Below are 16,899 nucleotides of genomic sequence, written 5' to 3' on the forward strand. Positions count from 1 at the left end.
GGAGGAAACGGACAAAGGAGCCGGCCGGACCGGCTAGTCGCCGATACCGACGTAGTCGGCGAAAAGATGCGGCGAGAACGCCCGACGGGCGTCGACAAGGAGCGGCGCCGGGGTTTGCTCGCGGAACTGTTGCGGCAGATCGGCGAACTGCGGCCACGGCGTGAGCACGACGACCGCCTGCGCGTCGCTCGTGGCCGACTCGAGCGTGGGCGCGTAGCGGACGCGCGAATCGGAGAACGCGCGGCGGAATTCGGGCATGGCGACGGGATCGAACGCCGCGATCCGGGCGCCGCGTTCCAGGAGCAGACGGATCACGGGAAACGCCGGACTCTCGCGCACGTCGTTGGTCTGCGGCTTGAACGAGAGGCCCAGGACGGCCGTGCGGATCCCGCGGAGGTCGGGCCAGCGACGCTCGAGCAGGGCCACGACCCGGGCCGGCTGGCGCTCGTTCGTGGCGATCACGGCCTCGAGCAGCCGCATCGGCTCGCCCGTGGCGCTGCCGTGCGCGATCAGCGCCTTGACGTCCTTCGGCAGGCAGCTCCCGCCGAATCCGCAACCTGGATACAGGAATGACGTGATCGGTGGGAGCGGCAGACCGTCGCGGGGACGGAAATAATGGCTGAGGTGGAGGCCGCGCATCAGCTCGGCGGGGTCGATGCCGCCGATCGCGGCGCCGAGATTCGTGATTTCGTTGGCGAACGAGATCAGCGTCGCGAGCAGGGCGTTGGACGCGTATTTGATCAGCTCGGCGGTGCGGGGATTGGTCCGGATCCTGGGCGCGGCGGGAAACGGCCGATAAATTTCCTCCATGGCCGCGAGGGAGCGCGCATCGAGCGCCCCGAGGACGAGCCGGTCCGGGTGCATGAAGTCGCGCACCGCTTCGCCTTCGGAGAGGAATTCCGGGTTCATGCCGAGCCCGAAGTGAAATCCGGCCTGCTTGCCGGACGCAGCCTCGAGGGCCGGCCGCACGCGCTGCTCGGTGGTGCCGGGGACGACCGTGCTTTTGACGACGACGAGGTGGTAGTCGGCTTTGCTCCGCAGGGCGGCGCCGATCTCCCGTGCGACGTCCAGGACGGCGGCAAGATCGATCGATTGTCCATCGAACGGTGTGCCGACGCAGATGAAGGTCGCCGCGGTTTCGCGCACGGCGCTCGCGAGGTCCGACGTCGCGCGCAGCCGGTGGCCGACATTGCGCTGGAGCAGTTCGTCCAGCCCGTCCTCGAAGATCGGGGCACTGCCAGCGTTGAGCCGTGCCACGCGCTCGGCGTCGACGTCGACGCAGGTTACCTGGTGACCCTGTTCCGCGAGGCAGGCGCCGGTGACGAGGCCGACGTAGCCGGTGCCGATGATGGAGAGGTTCATTACGCGTCCGTGGCGGTGCGGTTGCCGGCATACCAGGCGAGCGAGCGGGCGAGGCCCTCATCGATGGCGACCTGGGGATCGTAACCGACGCCGGCGCGCGCCTTCCGGATGTCGGGGCAGCGGCGCGCGGGATTGTCGACAAGGTAATCCTTGTCCGGACTGGGCCGGTGGATGACGCTGCCAGGGTAGCCGTAGTGTTTGCGGGCGAGCGCGACCATTTTTTCGGCGAGCTCGGTCACCGAGATCTCGGGCGATTCCACGCCGATGTTGTAGGACTCGCCGGCGCTGCCGTGCAGGAGGACCTTGTAGTAGCCGCACACCGCGTCGGCGACGTAGCAGAAGGTGCGGCGCGCGGAACCGTCCGACAGCATCGTGATGTCGCGCTTGGCGAAGATATCCCGCGCGAAGTCGGGGATCACGCGGCGGTCGGTGATCTTCAGGCCCGGACCGTAGTTGTTGAACGGGCGGGCGACCTTGACCGGCAGATTATGGTGACGGGCAAAGTTCACGCAGAGAGTCTCGCCGAAACGTTTTGACTCGTCGTAGCAGGCGCGCGGACCGGTGCAGGACACGTTGCCGCGGTAGGTTTCGGGCGTGGGGATGTCGCCCGGCGCGGGGTCGCCGTAGATTTCGCTGCTCGAGAAAAACAGCAGGCCGTGCACGCTGTGACGCGCGCGTTTCTGGCGGACGCAGTAATCGAGCAGGAAACGCAGGCCGTTGACGTTGGCGTCCATCGTTTCGATCGGCTGCTGCCGGTAGAACGTCGGCGACGCGATGGACGCGGCGTGGATGATATAGTCGTGTTCGCCCAGATCGGCGGGTAGCGGATCGCGGATGTCGTGTTTGATCAGGCGCAGGCTCGGACTCGAGGTGACGCGGCTGAGCCAGTCCGGCAGGCCGCGGACGAAGTTATCGAGCACGGCGATGCGGATCGGGTGTTCGCTGGCGTGAGCGGCGTTCCAGAACAGCGCGGCCTGCACGAGGTAGAAACCGAGAAACCCGGCGCCACCGGCGATCAGGACGCTGCGGCCCTCGAGTTTACGGAATTCGTCGCGGCATTGCTCGGCGATGAAGCCGAGATCGTTGGCCACGACTTGGGCGGAGGTGGTGGTCATGAGGAGGTGCGGACGGCCTGGTTTGAAGCGACGAGGGTGGGCGCGGTCGCCGCCGCGGGTTGCGGCGCCGGCCCGACGCGCTCGAGCCAGATCTCGCGCCAGTAGGAGTAGGTGGCGCGGGGGCAGAAGATCATCCGGCGGTTGAACTGCGCGCGGCACACGACGCCCTGCAGCACGATGCACGGCGTTTTCATGCGGATCATGCGGCCGGTTTTTTCGTCGATGATGCGATTGACGCGGCCCAGCACGCGGAACACGCCGCCGCAATAGGGCGCCATTTCCGCGCTGAACGTCATGCCGCGGTTCATGCCATATGCGTCGATCGTCTCGAGGATGCGCGCGTGGTCCTTCACGCGGACGAGTTCGCCCGGTTGCAGATTGAGGTCGGCAGCCGGGGTTTTGGCGCCGGCTGGGAGGCGTCCGGGCGTGCCGGGATAAAGCCGGCGGCGCCCGAGCAGCTTCTGGAAAACATCGTAGCTTGCGCGCAGCGGACGACCGAGGCCGATGCCGAGGTTCACGAGCGCATCGAACCCGCGGTAGGCGGCGCGAGGGAGGAAGCGGGACAGCGACGCGACATTGCCCGAGCGGTAGTCCTCGAGGTATTGCCGCGGATTCCAAGGCGAGAGCGGGCGGGTGAAATCCGGCAAGCGGGTCGCCTGACACACATACACGGTATCGCCATTGTTGCCCGCGGAGTGCGCAGCCGTGGTGGCGGACCACAGCCGCTCCTCAGTGCAGAACGCCGGGCCGGCGTCGTTCGCGGTGGCGGGCTCGCCGGGAAATTTCAACCACGCGTCCTTCCAGAAATACGTGCACTGCGCCTGACAGCCGCCGTGCGCGGAGCCGTCGCAGCGCAGGCCCTCGAGGTGAACGCAGGCGGGCAAGGCGCGCACCCCGGTCTTGTTGACGAAATCGCAGGTCTTGTGCGCGCGCGCGGCCACGCGGAACTGCCGGCCGCAGAAGCGGAGCATTTCCGGCATGAAGGGCAGCCCGTCGAGGCGCCCCTCCGGGTCGAGGGTGCGGAGAATCTCGCCGCGGCTGCGCACCTCAACGTAGTCGCCCGCGCGGAATCGGGAGGAATCGATCGGCATGAGAAAAGCGTTTGCGGGCGTCAGGCCGGCTGCGGCCGAAGGCCGTGGAAAAGGCGGCGGCGCCAGCGGCCCCCGTAGTTGCGAAGCTGGCGGAAATACCAAACCCAGAGGGCATTCGCATCGCAGAGGAGTTTCTCGCGCGCGGGGAGCGGGAGCCGGTGGGTGGAGCGAACGAACTCCAAACCCAGCCGCAGCATGGGCGGCAGCCAGCGACGGTAACGTCGCTGCGACGGATCCCACCATTGCTGCAGCTCATCCAGGCCGCGATTCGCGCGGGTGGAACAACCGGAGTGAATGCGACGCTGGAACAGCGTCTCCGGCACCTCCCAGAATTCGCCGAGCAGCGCGAGTTCGCTCAGCAGAACGAAGTCGGCCGCGATGACGGGAAGGTAGAGGCGCGTGCGGCGCAGCGCATCCGTGCGGATGATACCGAACTGCGGCCGCCCCATCGTCATCGTGCGCAGCACATGGGCGATTCGCTGGTGCGGTTGCGCCCGGCGGGTCTCCATCGACTCGGGCAGGAAGTGGTCGAGCGGGCGGCCGTGCTCGTCGATCAACTCCATGCGCGGATATGCGATGACGACCGGCGGGCGCGCGGCCGCGAGCAGATCGAGGCAGCGGCGGAAGAAACCGGGGAGACAGACATCGTCGTGCGCCTGCCACTTGAAAAACGGCGCCCGGCCGAGCGCGAAGACGTGATTGAAGTTCCACGCGCCGCCGCGGTTGATTTCGTGTCGGATGACGCGGATGCGCGGATCGGCGGCGGCGTAGTGGCGGCAGATTTCCGGTGTCTCGTCCGTTGAGCCGTTGTCCGAGACGATGAGCTCGAAGTCGGCGAAATCCTGGCGGAGCACCGATTCGATCGACTCGGCGAGAAAGTTGGCGCCGTTGAACACCGGGAGGCCGACGCTGAGACGGGGCGTATGCATCGTGGTCATGCGGTTGCGGGGCGCTTTCGGGGACGCAACTCCTGGAGGAGTTCGCGGAAGAACGACCATTGGCCGGCGACGAACAGGAGAATCGCCGCGTAGAGCAGGAGCGTGAAAAGCGGGCCGACGACACCGAGCGTTCGCGGATCGAGTGCTCCCTGCACCAGGTGCTTGAGCACCGCGCCGAACAAGGCCGCGGCGAGCGAGGCCGCGAGCGGCGGCCGGACAACGCCGAGGGCGTCGCGCCAGTGCACCGGCGTGCCGCGGAAACTCGCATAGGTGAGCGGAACACAGAGGGCGAGCTTGGCGCCGAGAAAGCCGAGGCCGACGCCGACCGCGCCGAAGCGCAGGCCTGCCGCATAGCCGGTGACGACCGCGAGGGCGTCGGCGAGACCGATCTTCATGCACGTGTCGGCGCGGCCGAGCGCGAGCAACAGCAGACCCTGGGGATTGAGCAAACCGACCACGATGCCGCCGGCGGCGAGCCACCGCAGCACGAGGGCGGTCTCGCCCCATTTCGGGCCGAGCAGCAGCGCCACGATTTCCTCGGAGAACACGAAGCACGTGGCGAGGACCGGCACGATGGCCGAGGCGATGAGCCGGTAGCCGGTGAGGAACAGATGCCGGAGCAGCGTCGGGTCTTTCTGGATACGAGCGAGCGGCGGAAGCATGACGGCCGCGACCGGGCCCTGGATCTGGTCGACGGCAAACATCAGGAGCGCGTAGGCCCGTTGATAGAGGCCGACGGTCACGGGCCCCCAATACCAGCCGATGAGCACGTTGGGCGAACTGCGCACGAACTGGTGGACGAAGCGCGTGAGGATGATGTTGCCGCCGAAGCCCAGCATCGGCGCCACGCTGCGGAGCGGTGCGCTCCGGCCCGGCCGCCAGGGCGCGGCGATCCAGACCGCGATCGTGCTTGCGAGGGTCGAGCTGACGGCCATGCCCACCAGCGCCCAGTAGCCGAAGCCACGCAGGGCGAGCAGCGCGGCGACAATCACTCCGACCGCCATCGAACCGGCATCGATCGCTGCGACCAGCGTGAAGCGGAGGTGGCGGCGAAGGAGGGCAAAGTGCTGGACGCCGAGGCCACTGATGAGAAACGTGCCGGCCAGCGCGAAAAGAATCCCCGTGAGCCGCTCCTCGGCGTAGAAATGCGTGATCAACGGCGTGAGTGCGAACGTGACCAGCATGAGCGTGGCGCCGAGGAGGAGGTTGAGCCAGAAGAGCGTGGAGATCTGCTCGTTGGAGATCCGGTCCCGCTGCACGGTCGCGAGCGAAAGACCGCCGTCCTTCAGGATTTCGACGAGGCTGGTGAAGCCGGTGACCATTGCGAACAGCCCGTAGTCGGTCGGGGACAGCAGCCGGGCGAGCAGCACGGTCGAGGCGACGTTGAGCACAAACTTCACGCCTTGGGCGATGAGCGTGATGGCGCCGCCCCGGACGGCGTGTCCGCGCAGCTTGGCCGCATCGACCGCCGGCTCGGGGGCCGGTCCGGGGAGTGGCGGAGCCAGCGGAGGCGAGAGTGGGGAGCGATCGTTCACGCCACGAGTGCCGGCTTCTCCAGCGATTCCAGAAACTCCTCCATCTTGCGCGCGGCGGAGTCCCAGCTGTAGCGCGACGCGGTGGCGAAGCCGCCGCGAACGAGTTTGTTGCGCAGGGAGGCGTTCTCCCGCACGCGGCGGATGCGGTCGATGAAGCCGCGGAAGTCGCTCTTGCCGACGATGAGGCCGTTTTCGCCGTCGCGGATGAGGGCGAGACTGCCGTCGTTGTCCGTGCTGATGACCACCGCGCCGCAGGCCATGGCTTCGAGCACGGGACCGGGGAGGCCCTCGGTGTAGCTCGCAAGCAGCCAGACCACGGCGCGGCTGTAGAGCTCGCGCACGCGACCGATGGTGGGCGACTGTTCGTAGAAGCCCGGCGGCAGGCCGACCGGCCGCGGTTCCGTGCTGAAGACGACGCGCGGCACCTCCGGCCATTCGGCGGCGACGCGGCGCATCAGCTCGACCGTGTCGCGGGGGGCCTTGTTGGGATGCGCGGCGTAGATGGTGCCGATGGCATCGCGGGTGATGCCGCGGACGGGGAAATATTGTTCGCGGTCGATGCCGTTGGGGATGACGGCGCGCACGGCTTGGCCCGAGAGCTGTTCGAGTTGCGGCACGAGGGTCGGAGAAACCGTGATCGTCGGGATCGGCAGCGACCACGCGGTCCGATACGCCGGCGTCATCTCGGTGGGGAATCCGTGATTGTAGCGCACCTTGACGAGGTTCGGATGGTTCAGCTTCTGCAGGTCCGCGATCATGAACGTGCCGACGGCGATCACGACCTCGCCGGGGGCGAAGCGCAGGCAGTTGATGTCGTTGTAACCGGCGATCGATCCGCGGAACGTATGCAACCAGCCGCCTTTGACGGTGCCGCGACGTTTCAACAGGGAAGGATTCGCCCAGAGCTGGCGCCAGCGGGAGGGCAAAGCGATCCGCACGTCGTAGCCGCGATCGAGGAGCAGATTGGCCATGCGTGCGGTCACGCGAACGCCGCCGGAGAGGTTGTCTCCGGGGAGGAGGAACGTGATCGAGCCTTTGTTTTTCACGATGAGTTCAGGCGGTTGTGCGCCGCGGGCGGGCGACGAGCGGGGTGAGGCGGTCGCGGCCCTCCGCGAGAAGGCGGCGGACGACGGGCCAGACCCGGCGCGACGGCGGTGCCAGCTGCGCGGGATTCAGCGTCGCGCGAGGCGGCGCATGGAGCGCGATCGGGAGCGGGCCGCCGAGAGGAATTTCGCGGCTGACACGCGCGTTCGTGCCGGCGTGACGCAGCTGGTCGCCCTGCTGGCAGAAGAGCGGTTCCTCATGCGACTCGCCGGACTCGAGCCAGGGACGGACGACGACGAGCCGGCGGACATCCGGCTCCGGCGGCGGCAGCGTGACCTGGCGGGCGAACATCCGGACAAGCAGGGTGTCGCCCTCGCGGCGGGTTTGGTAGTTGGAGCGGCAAAGTTCGGTCAAATTGCACCAGCGCACGGCGCCCAGCCCGTTGATCGCGGCGGCGGTATCCGCCAGCAGATCGAGTCCTCCCGCGCAGTCGCGCTGGTGGCCGTGCGGAATGATCGGCTGTCCGAGAAACGCCGCCAGCCGGTAGGTGTCGATCTGCTCGGGTGCGAGCACGTGACGCGGAATCAGCGGCAGGCCGTCCGCCAGGAATTCCGCCGGCCCGCCGCCGAAGCCCACCGGCCAGGCAGCGTGCTGGTTCCAACTGGTGATCGACGCGCGCGAGACGCACACCGCCTCGTAGCCGAGCTGCAGCATCGTGTTGGCGGCGCCGACGGAGAAAGCGCCGTAAGGCGGCGCCATCACGCGCGCCACCGCGAGGCCGGACCGCCGCTCGAACCCATCGATGCGGCGCAACGCCTGCGCCAGCGTGCCCGCAAACTCCTCGAGCGAACGCTCGCGGCCCAGCTCGGCACTCTCGTGATTGTTGCCGTGCATGAGCAGCGACAGGTGGGCCGGTTGCTCGCGAAACAGCTGCGCCGTCGCTGCATGCACATACCACCCGTCGGCGGGCACGGTGGCGAACGCCGCATGATAGTTGTGCTCCTCCGCGTGCCGCGCCAGGGCGTGATAATCGATGAACCCATAGCGGCCCCAGTGCAGATTGGGATCGTCGAACATGAGGCAGGCCCGCAGCGGTGGCGGCGTCCAGTCGTGCTCGCGCGTGAGACGCTGCACGAATTCGAGGAACGGCAGCAGGCGCAGCCACTGCAGCCGGTTGAAGTGCCGGTAGAGCGTATCCGTGCCTTGGATAAGCGGCGGCTCGAGCGCGACGATCGAGATCCGTTCGTGGCGCCGGCGGATCCAGCCGGGTTCGCCATCGAGGGTGCAGATGAGATCGTCGCCCGCGTCGCGGCGCAGCGGCGTGAACTCGGCAACTCCCCGCTCCCGCAGGGTCGCCCGGCGGAAACAACGGTCAACGGCCGGCGCATCGGAAAAGGTCACCCGGCCGCGGTCGACGGCGACGGCGGGGGTCGCGGGCGCGAGGATGGCAAGCGATTCGACGCTACGCGCCGCGAGCGCGGCGAGATCGCGGGAATCTTCGGCCCAGAAGATCGCTCCGGCAGCTTCGGGGCAGTCGGTCAATGCGCCGCCGACGAACGCGGCCGGATACAGCGACTCCAGCATCGTGAAGAGGGCACGGTGCCGGGACAGCGCCGCGGCCGGCGCGACGAGGATCGGTTGACGCGAATTCACGAGCGGGAAACGGCGACCGTGGCGGCCGGCTCGCGAGCGATTGCCGCGCGGAGGTCGAGCGGGATGCGATAGCCGCGGCCGAGCGCGCGACGGATCGTGCCCAGCACCGAGCGCGCGCGGAGGCGCAGCGGCAAACGCCACCAGTTGACGAGGAGCTTGAAACCGCGCAGCCGCGGTGCCGGCAGCCCGAGAAGTCGCAGGGCGAAGATGCGACCGCCGATGGCGCCGCGCTTGGCGAGGAGATTGGCCTGCGATTGCCGCAGCTTCCACGGCTCGGCCGGGGTGAGCGCGACACACCCCGCCGCCATCGCACGGTGGAGGAAGCGCCGGCCCGCCTCCGTGCGCACGACCACGAGCGACGAACCGGGTTCGCCCGGCTGGAGATCGCGATACCAAGGATCGCCGCACGCGATGTCGGCATCCTCGCCGAGGCCGTCAGGAAACAAGTGTGTCGCGAACGGACGGTAGGCCTGCAGAAAACCCCAGGCCTCGCGATAAGTGAGCGGTGGCGCAGCCTCCCGCGCCGGACCGAACGTGACCGCGAAATGCCCGGGAAACCCGTTCCCGCGATAGCGGAGTTCGCGGACCTCCGCCGGTGCGATATGGAGCGATTCCAGCAGACGGAGCGTGCCGCGACGGGCGGGCGAGCCGGCGCAGAAGAACGAAAGCGTCAGGGCAACCTGGCGCTGCAACTCGGGCCGGAGTCGCTGTGCTTTCCGCAGCGCGGTCACCTCGCTCGGCTGTCCGATGAAGAGACACGGTCCGGGCGCGTCGGCGATCAGATCGAGCCGGTCGCAGGCCGAAGCCGGGGCGTAGCGCGACCCAGTCCGCGCCAGGAGCTCTTCCGCGCTCCGGCTCAGGAAGGTGCGGTTGCGCGTGGCATCGTCCGGATCCATGCCGACGTGCAGGACGCCATGTACGGACTCGCGTTCGAGCGCGTAGGCGGAAAGCGCGGTGAGCACGCCGCCGGAGGCACCCTGACGCCGGATCTCGGGATCGCACGCATGACCCTCCCAGATTTCGAGCACGGGACCGCAGTCTGCTGCGAGCTCACGAAGTATCCCCGGCCGCTGCAGGAGCTCGCGATGGTCGTTCTCCCGCGCGGGGCAAACCTCCAGACAAGCGCGACAGTTTCCGCACGCCAGCGGATCGGCGACCAGCGGACGAATGCCTTCGTCGATCACGTCGACGAGACGAATCGTTTTGGTGGGGCAGATCGCGGCGCATGCGCCGCAGCCGACGCAAAGACGCCAGCGCGCGACGTCCTCGGCGTGACGGATCCGTTTCATGGATACAGAGCGGGCGCGCCCGTGATTACTGGGTCGGATTGAGCACGATCTGCGCGGTGATGTCCGTGCCATCCTGCTCGAGGGTGGCACGATTCGCCTGCGCGAGCAGGATCCGGCCGGCGGAGGACATGCCGTCGGTGAACCTGAGCTGATGAATGCCGCTGACGCGCACCGGGGCGGCATTGTCCTGCGCGAGATTACCGCCGGCGACCCGCACGTCGTCGCAGGCGCCGAGCAGCAAGGTGGGAACGGCCGCGTCCGACGCGGTGATGTCGTGGACGTAAACCGGGCCGGTGAAGATGACGTCCGGAGCGAACACGCCGGTGATTCCGTGCGTCGCGAAGAACGCGGCGTTGCCGGCGCGCAGGCCGCCGAAACGCCCGTTCCTCGCCTGGATCGCGAGATAGGCGAGATCGGCGAAACCGTCGTAGGCCGTGTCGTCGTGCCCGGTGAACAGGGGGCTGCGATTCGCCATCGGGTCGTTCGTGGCGCTGACCGGCCGGGTGATGTCGTAGGCCCCGGATTCGTCGAAGGCGGTGGCGCGACCGACGGTGAAGATCGTGACGTGGCTGGTTTCGTCCGCGTCGGCGATGACGATGCGCGCATGGCCCTTGATGTAGCGCACCTGAGGCTGATTGTAGTTGGCGGCGGGACCGGGGCCGCTCGCGTCGTCGAGCAGCAGCGTCAGCGTGCCGGCACCGGCGAACTCGACCTGCACGATGTCGTTGTTAAGGTCGATGAACGACAGACGCGTGGCTTGTCCCGGATCGGCGGAGATCGTGGTGGCGGAGCCGGTGAGGAGCGTCTGGTCGTAAACATTGCCGTTGGGATGCACGACATCCGGCGGAGGAATCTCAATCGCTGCGCCGAGGACTTTGCTGGCGGAAAGCACGCCGAGGATCGCGTAAAGGGTCCGCGTGCCGTTGTCGAAGGTTGCGGTGTAGATGCCGGCGTCGTCGGGCGTGACCCCCGGAAATGCGAGGACCGACTGCGTCGCGCCGGAAAGGGCAAGGCCATCCCGCAGCCACTGCACGCCGCCCGTCGCGGTGACCGCGAGTGAGACCGGCGCTCCCGGCGCGGCGCCCCGGAGGAGCGCGGCGCGCGCGGCCATGGCGTCGAAGATGTGTAGAACGGCGGTGACGCGGCCAGTGTAGTTGGGATCGGTGACGGTGGCGATCACCTCGTAGGAGCCGGCGGCGAGGGGCGCGGTGCTCTGGCCGCCGTAGGTAATCGCGGTCGGAAGGCCGGGGGGCGTGACGACGAGGCTCGCCATCTTGCGCGTCCCGTCGAAGAGGTGCTCGAGATTGCCCAGCCGGATCAAGGCCGGTGCAGGGAGAATCGAGGCGGTGACCGCGAGCGGGCGCAGGCGGTAATGCGCGGCGGCCGTGCCGGCGAGCGCGAGACCCGAAATGGCGACCGATTTGGCGGTTCCGGCCGCGGGAGACTGAAACGCGCCCATCGCGCTCGCGGTGTTGAGGGTGACGCGCCCAAGGTCCTCGGCGGGCACGCCGGCGAGCGCGGCCGTGGCGAGATCGAGGGCGACGGCGACGCTGCCGTCATAGTTGCGGCTGATCGCGGCGATGCCGGTCGCGGCGATCTCGAGCGGCGCGATGGTGACGGTGAGCGAGAGCGAGTCGGTGCCGTCGTCGTTTGCCGTCGATATCGTAAAAGTGAATACACCCGAGTCGGTCGGCGTGCCGCCGATCACGCCGGAGGCGGGGTCCAGGGCGAGTCCGGCGGGGAGCGAACCGGAGATGCCGTAACTATCCACGGATTCGCTGGCGAGAATGGCGTAGGAGAACGGAACGCGATAAGTGCCGGTCGCTACGGCGGGGCTGACAATGGTCGGCGGCCGGCTCGGGTTGTCGATGTTGGACAGCGTGATCTCCGCGCTCGCGGGAGCATAGAGATCGTTGCCCGGCTGGGTGGCGCGAACCGTCACGGGCGCGGTGGAAAGGGCGGTGAGCCGATCGCCCGCGAGAGTCGCGTTGCCGCTGACGACGGCGAAGGTGACCGGCAGCCCGGAGCTCGCGTTCGCCTGCAACGTCACGGGCTCGCCGATCCGCAACGATCCAGCGGGCGTCGGAAACTGCACGGACTGCGACAGGCGCTGGATTGTGAGCCGTGCCGAGACGCTGCCGCTGTAGTTCGGATCGACGACGGTGGCGACAACGTCGTAGCTGCCAGGGGCGACCGGGGCGGCGATGTTGCCCGCGTAGGTGACGGCTGTGCCGAGCCCGGCGGGCGTGGTCGTGACGGTGACCGTCCGGGGGCTGCCATCGTAGAGCTGGTCGAGCTGGCCGAGGGTGACGAGGGCGACGGCGGGCGTGATCGTGCCGGTGAGCGAGAACGGCAGGAGGGAGTAGCAGGGTGCGGCGGCACCGTTGAGAGCGAGGCCGGAGAATGTGACGGGTTTGTTGGTGCCGACGTTGGGCGAATCATAAGCGGCCACGACCGCGCTCGCATCGAGGCCGACGGCGCCGGCGTCCTCGGGCGCGAGGCCGACGAGCTGCGCCGCGGAAAGATCCAGCGTCGCGGCGACGGTGCCGTTGAACGGACGGGTCGCGACTCCGGCGCCGGCGAGTGTGAGCGCGGAGGGAGCGATCGCGATGGTCAGCGCGTCGCCGCCGGCCCCGGCGGCATTGCTCCCGGAGATCACGACTTCGTAGGTTCCGACCCAGGCGGGACGCCCGGCGATGCGGCCAGTGGCGGGGTCGAGCACGAGGCCGGGCGGCAGCGCGCCGGAGACGGCAAACGCCACGGGCTGAGGAGAGGCCGCGATCTGGTAAGAAAAATCGAGTCGGTAACCTCCGGCCGCCTGGGGAGCGCTGGTGACGACCGGGGCGCCGCCGGCGTGATATTCGTAAGCCCCGATGTCCCACGCGCCGTCTGCGCCGCGCAGGTTTCCGTCCAAGTCCGGCTGATACGTCAGGCCCAGATCACGCCCGCGATCGCGGGCGCGCCGCGGACCGGTCGCGGCGATCAAATGGTAATCGAAGGACTCGAGGTTGACGAAGGGATTGGACGCGTGGCCGATGCCGTTGGGCTCGTCGTTCTGCCCCGTGTAGAGGTTGTAGTCGTGTGCCGCGTCCCCGAAGTCCGCTGTCGTCCGGTAGAAGATGTTGTTCTCGACGACGGTGCCGGCGTGGGAGATTCCGCTGAGGCGCAGGCCGCGGAAGGGTAGATCGACGAAGGTATTGTTATAGATGCGGAAATTGGTCGCGGCCGCGTTGCTGCCCACCTCGATCCCGCGGCCCGAATCGCGCGGGGCGGTTCCGACGTAAAAAAGATTCCCGTAAATCTGCACGTTGTTGCTGGCACCGCTCTCGAAGAACAGTCCTTCGACGCGGATGTTGTGGAGGCGGTTGAACCGGATCACCGCGTCCTCGGTTTTCGTCAGGATCATCGTGTTCGGATGAAACGTGTCGGGGTTGAGCGCGTCGGCGTCGTGGAAATCGCAATACTCCACGACGAGGCCGACGCTGGCGGCGATCTGGAAAAGCGTGTCGGAATGATGCGCCGAACAGTGCGAGAGCGTGAGGTTCACGATCAAGCCCGTGACCGTGAGATCGAAACCGCGGGTGTCCCCGCTTTGCTGGATTGGGCCGGGACCCGCGGCTTCGATGTAGCGCAGCGTGATGCCGGTGATCGTGTCTGTCGTGGCATCGATCTCGACGCCGTTGTTGTGGTCGCCGTAAACGCAGCGGATGCCGGAGGTCGTGCGACCGTCGATCGTGACGTAACTGCCGATGCCGTGGCTGAAATAAATGCCGGTCGAGGCTCCGCTGATCACCACGGGCGCGTCGAAGGCATCGCTCCAACCGGCGGCGGACGTCGCTATTACGTCGCCAGCGGTGGCCCGCTGCAGAACGATCCGGTGACCGTCGCTGCCGGAGCCCTGAATGACCAGCGGACCGGCGTAACTGCCGCCGGCAATCCACAGGATGTCGTCCTCGCCGAGCTGCGCGGCGCCCGGCCCCCACACGATGCCGTTGAACCCGGCGAAAGCATTGGCCCACGACGTGCCGTCGCGCGTGCCGGCTCCGGTTGAAGTAACGTAAAGGTTCTCGGCCAACGCCGGGAGCGGAAGCAGCGAAAAGAACAAAAGAACGCGAAATGTCATCATGGCCGGACGCGGGCTAAGGCGGAGTGGAATGGGACTGCGCGAGCACATGCACCGGGGTGGCCCGGCGTGGAAACGGAGGCGGACGCAACGAGACGAAGAAATTGAGTACGGCATCGCGCACCGCCGGGATCCGGCTCTCGAGCCGCGCGGCGAGCGCCGAGCGCGCATCGAGGGCGCGGTCGACCGCGGCGATCACTTCCTCGCGCGTCGCTTGTCGGAGATCGATCACGAGGTCGCCGGCGCCGACGGAGCCGAGCACGCCGCGAAATTTGTCGCTGTAGCCGAGCGCCACGGCGGGCACCAGTTGGGAGAGGGCCGCGATGCAGGCGTGCATGCGCGACGCGACCAGGAGATGGCAGTGTCCGATGACATGTTTCACCTGCTGGTGATCCAGCTCAGCGTCGCAGCGATACACGCCGGCGCGGACGTCGGGCGGCAGTTCCCGCACAAGGTGAAGCGACGCCGAAATATCGCTTTCGCCACCGCGCCCGAGCACGTGCGGGATCAGGACCACCGCGCAACCCCGCTGGCTGACGAGGTGCGTCACCAGCGCGCGCATCAGCGCCGGATAGTTTTCGCGAAGTCCGAACGCCCCCGCGGACGCGGAGCCGGCGGAGAACAGCAGACCGCTGACGTTGAGGCCGACGACGGGGCCGCGTTGGAGGAGGTCGTCGAGCTCGGCGAGGACCTTGGCCGGCGCGGGGCGCGGCTCGAGTGCGAAGCCGAGATCATAGGCGAAGGCGCTGCGAGGGGCGGCGGCCGGTGCGAGTTGGTGGACCACGTCCAGACCGGATTCTTCGCGCGAAAAAATCCGTTCGGCCCGGCGCAGAATCGTTCGCGCGAGAAAACGTGAAACGGGCCCGTGGAACGGACCGTAGCTCTGCGGCAACAGAATGAGCGGCCGGCCTACCGCGAGCACGAGCAGCTGCGGCAGCGAGACATAGAGGAGTCGTCGCAGCCCGTAGAGGCTGCTGAAGCTGTCGCCGCCGCTCAACGCTCCGACCAGGTGCGCGCGGGCGATCGGGCCGAGCCAGTCGTTGCGCCGGACGAGGCGGGCGCGCCGCCGCGACCGGAACAGGCGCAGCACCAGCGCCGTCAGGAGAAGCCGGACGACGTGATTCCGTTGAAACGGATTTTTGGAGAAGCGCAGCGCGATCATCGGAATCTTCCGGACGTGCTCGGCGTGGCGAAACTCATGCGTCACCGGCTTGCGCGCGTAATCGAGCAAGGCGACATGCGCACGTGGATACGCGTGGTAGATCGACGTCAGCGTGCCGCTGGCCAGTGCGGCCACACCGCAGTTGGCGGTGCCGAACCCGGCGCCAATCACGATGACGCGGATCGCGCGGGTGGGGCGGGGAACAGGGGCGGGAACGCTCACGGTTGGACGGGGCGCAGGGGCGTGACCGGCGCAGAGAGGTCGCGATCGACAATCTCGATCGGCAGGCGTGCGGCCGCGGCGCCGAGACTGACAAAGGTCCAGAAGAGAAACTTCGTCTGCTCGCCGAAGACGTAGACATTCGTGCGGGCGAACATGAAAACGAGGCAGCCGATCAGGGTGGCGCCGATCAGCGGACGTTCCTCGGGCGAGGCCCGCCGCCAGCCGCGCAGCAATTGCAGGACGATGGCGGCGTAGACGAGCGCCTCGACGCCCAGGCCGACCATGCCGAATTCGATCAGGTCCGAGGCGTAGTGGTTATCCCATGACGTGTAACCGATCTTCGCCGCGGTGCCGCCCTGCTCGTAGTCGAAATAGCGGCTGAGGTCCATCGACTCGGTCGACAGCCCGCCGTAGCCGAAGAGCAGGCGGTCGGGCGAGCGCGCGATTTCCGACGCGGCGACATGCCAGAGCCGCCAGCGATACTGATAGGAAGTGCCCTTGTAGGAGTCCGCGGCGTAGGTGTCGTGAATGCGCGACAGGATCGTTTCGCGCACGCCGGGACGCACCCCGAGCGTCAATAGCGCGAGCGCGAGCAGCGCCAGGCAGCGCCGCCGCGTCGCCTGGCTGCCGAGGAGGAAACTCAAGGCGCCGGCGAGCGCCATGCCGATCCAGCCGCCGCGGCTGTCGGCGAGGAAACAGGCGACCACAAGCGCGACCAGGATCAACCACCACGGCCGCCGTGCGCGCCGATCGCGGGCACGATCGATCAGGAACAGCGCCAGCGGCACGCCCATCGCCATCGCATAGCCCAGCAGAATGCGATGCGGGTAAGTCGACTGGATCCCGTCGTAGCAATACTTGAAATGGGCGAAAACCAAAACGGGCAGGTTGACGCCGCCGTAGCGTTCCACGAAGGCGATCAGGGCAACGAAGAACAGCGCGACGACCACGGCACGAAGCGTGGCGAGACGGACCTCGGCGGTGGGCAGGGCCGCACGGGCGAGTTGCACGAACAGCACGGCCTCGATCGCGAACGCCAGCAGGTCCTTCAGGCTGGCGCCCGGAGTGACGGAAAGGAGATCGGAAACCGCACGCGTCGCGAGCCACAGCCCGAGCCAGAAGGTCAGGTGCACGGTCTCGACCGGCCGCTCGCTGCGAGGGGATTGGATCCAGCGAAAGATCAGGATCGCGAGGATGATGCGATGAACCGTGAGCTCGGGCAGCGCGCCCGGCAGCTCGATGCGAAGCTGCCCCGGCAGGAGCACGAGCAATCCCGCGGCGAGGGGAAATCCCGCGCTCAGCCCATGACGCGTGGCGCGCAAGACGGCGATCGCGGCGATCGCGATGAACGCGAGATCGAACACG

11 protein-coding genes are annotated in these 16,899 nt (G+C 68.0%); all 11 read right to left on the reverse strand.

The features are described 5' to 3' along the window. Positions 1–33: 33 nt before the first annotated feature. The 11 genes from AC6RV7_RS14190 to AC6RV7_RS14240 are packed head-to-tail and all read right to left on the reverse strand — an operon-like array spanning position 34 to position 16,898. The gene (locus AC6RV7_RS14190; RefSeq protein WP_500094665.1) at positions 34–1,362 is read right to left on the reverse strand and encodes a UDP-glucose dehydrogenase family protein; all 1,329 of its coding nucleotides are present in this window, start codon (positions 1,360–1,362) and stop codon (positions 34–36) included. Then, complete coding sequence (locus AC6RV7_RS14195) at positions 1,362–2,477, reverse strand: NAD-dependent epimerase/dehydratase family protein (RefSeq protein ID WP_500094666.1); 1,116 nt, start codon at positions 2,475–2,477, stop codon at positions 1,362–1,364. Before AC6RV7_RS14195 ends, AC6RV7_RS14190 begins: the two co-directional genes overlap by 1 nt. Further along, positions 2,474–3,568: a hypothetical protein gene (locus AC6RV7_RS14200; protein ID WP_500094667.1), complete on the reverse strand. Its 1,095-nt coding sequence runs from the start codon at positions 3,566–3,568 to the stop codon at positions 2,474–2,476. Before AC6RV7_RS14200 ends, AC6RV7_RS14195 begins: the two co-directional genes overlap by 4 nt. Positions 3,569–3,588: 20 nt before the next feature. Further along, positions 3,589–4,497 (reverse strand): glycosyltransferase family 2 protein, encoded by a 909-nt coding sequence (locus AC6RV7_RS14205; RefSeq protein ID WP_500094668.1) that lies wholly within the window; start codon positions 4,495–4,497, stop codon positions 3,589–3,591. A 5-nt stretch (positions 4,498–4,502) separates the two neighbouring features. After that, entirely contained in the window at positions 4,503–6,041 is a 1,539-nt protein-coding gene (locus tag AC6RV7_RS14210; protein ID WP_500094670.1) for a lipopolysaccharide biosynthesis protein, read from the reverse strand. Continuing rightward, positions 6,038–7,087, reverse strand: coding sequence for a glycosyltransferase family 4 protein (locus AC6RV7_RS14215; RefSeq protein ID WP_500094671.1), 1,050 nt, complete (start codon positions 7,085–7,087; stop codon positions 6,038–6,040). The genes AC6RV7_RS14210 and AC6RV7_RS14215 overlap by 4 nt, the downstream gene beginning before the upstream one ends. A 7-nt stretch (positions 7,088–7,094) precedes the next feature. After that, positions 7,095–8,738 (reverse strand): hypothetical protein, encoded by a 1,644-nt coding sequence (locus AC6RV7_RS14220; RefSeq protein ID WP_500094672.1) that lies wholly within the window; start codon positions 8,736–8,738, stop codon positions 7,095–7,097. Beyond that, positions 8,735–10,027 carry a Coenzyme F420 hydrogenase/dehydrogenase, beta subunit C-terminal domain gene (locus AC6RV7_RS14225; protein ID WP_500094673.1) on the reverse strand — a complete coding sequence of 431 codons (1,293 nt, stop codon included), beginning with the start codon at positions 10,025–10,027 and terminating at the stop codon, positions 8,735–8,737. The genes AC6RV7_RS14220 and AC6RV7_RS14225 overlap by 4 nt, the downstream gene beginning before the upstream one ends. A 25-nt stretch (positions 10,028–10,052) precedes the next feature. Then, positions 10,053–14,153: an MBG domain-containing protein gene (locus AC6RV7_RS14230; protein WP_500094674.1), complete on the reverse strand. Its 4,101-nt coding sequence runs from the start codon at positions 14,151–14,153 to the stop codon at positions 10,053–10,055. Positions 14,154–14,166: 13 nt separating this feature from the next. Then, the gene (locus AC6RV7_RS14235) at positions 14,167–15,534 is read right to left on the reverse strand and encodes a polysaccharide pyruvyl transferase family protein (protein WP_500094675.1); all 1,368 of its coding nucleotides are present in this window, start codon (positions 15,532–15,534) and stop codon (positions 14,167–14,169) included. Continuing rightward, positions 15,531–16,898 carry an O-antigen ligase family protein gene (locus AC6RV7_RS14240; RefSeq protein ID WP_500094676.1) on the reverse strand — a complete coding sequence of 456 codons (1,368 nt, stop codon included), beginning with the start codon at positions 16,896–16,898 and terminating at the stop codon, positions 15,531–15,533. The genes AC6RV7_RS14235 and AC6RV7_RS14240 overlap by 4 nt, the downstream gene beginning before the upstream one ends. Position 16,899: the final 1 nt, after the last annotated feature.

Source organism: Opitutus sp. sgz309028 (assembly GCF_059821195.1).

Bases quoted from the DNA above. Each gene is read 5' to 3' on its own strand.
- AC6RV7_RS14190 (WP_500094665.1), bottom strand. From the start codon at position 1,362: ATGAACCTCTCCATCATCGGCACCGGCTACGTCGGCCTCGTCACCGGC.
- AC6RV7_RS14195 (WP_500094666.1), bottom strand. From the start codon at position 2,477: ATGACCACCACCTCCGCCCAAGTCGTGGCCAACGATCTCGGCTTCATC.
- AC6RV7_RS14200 (WP_500094667.1), bottom strand. From the start codon at position 3,568: ATGCCGATCGATTCCTCCCGATTCCGCGCGGGCGACTACGTTGAGGTG.
- AC6RV7_RS14205 (WP_500094668.1), bottom strand. From the start codon at position 4,497: ATGCATACGCCCCGTCTCAGCGTCGGCCTCCCGGTGTTCAACGGCGCC.
- AC6RV7_RS14225 (WP_500094673.1), bottom strand. From the start codon at position 10,027: ATGAAACGGATCCGTCACGCCGAGGACGTCGCGCGCTGGCGTCTTTGC.
- AC6RV7_RS14230 (WP_500094674.1), bottom strand. From the start codon at position 14,153: ATGATGACATTTCGCGTTCTTTTGTTCTTTTCGCTGCTTCCGCTCCCG.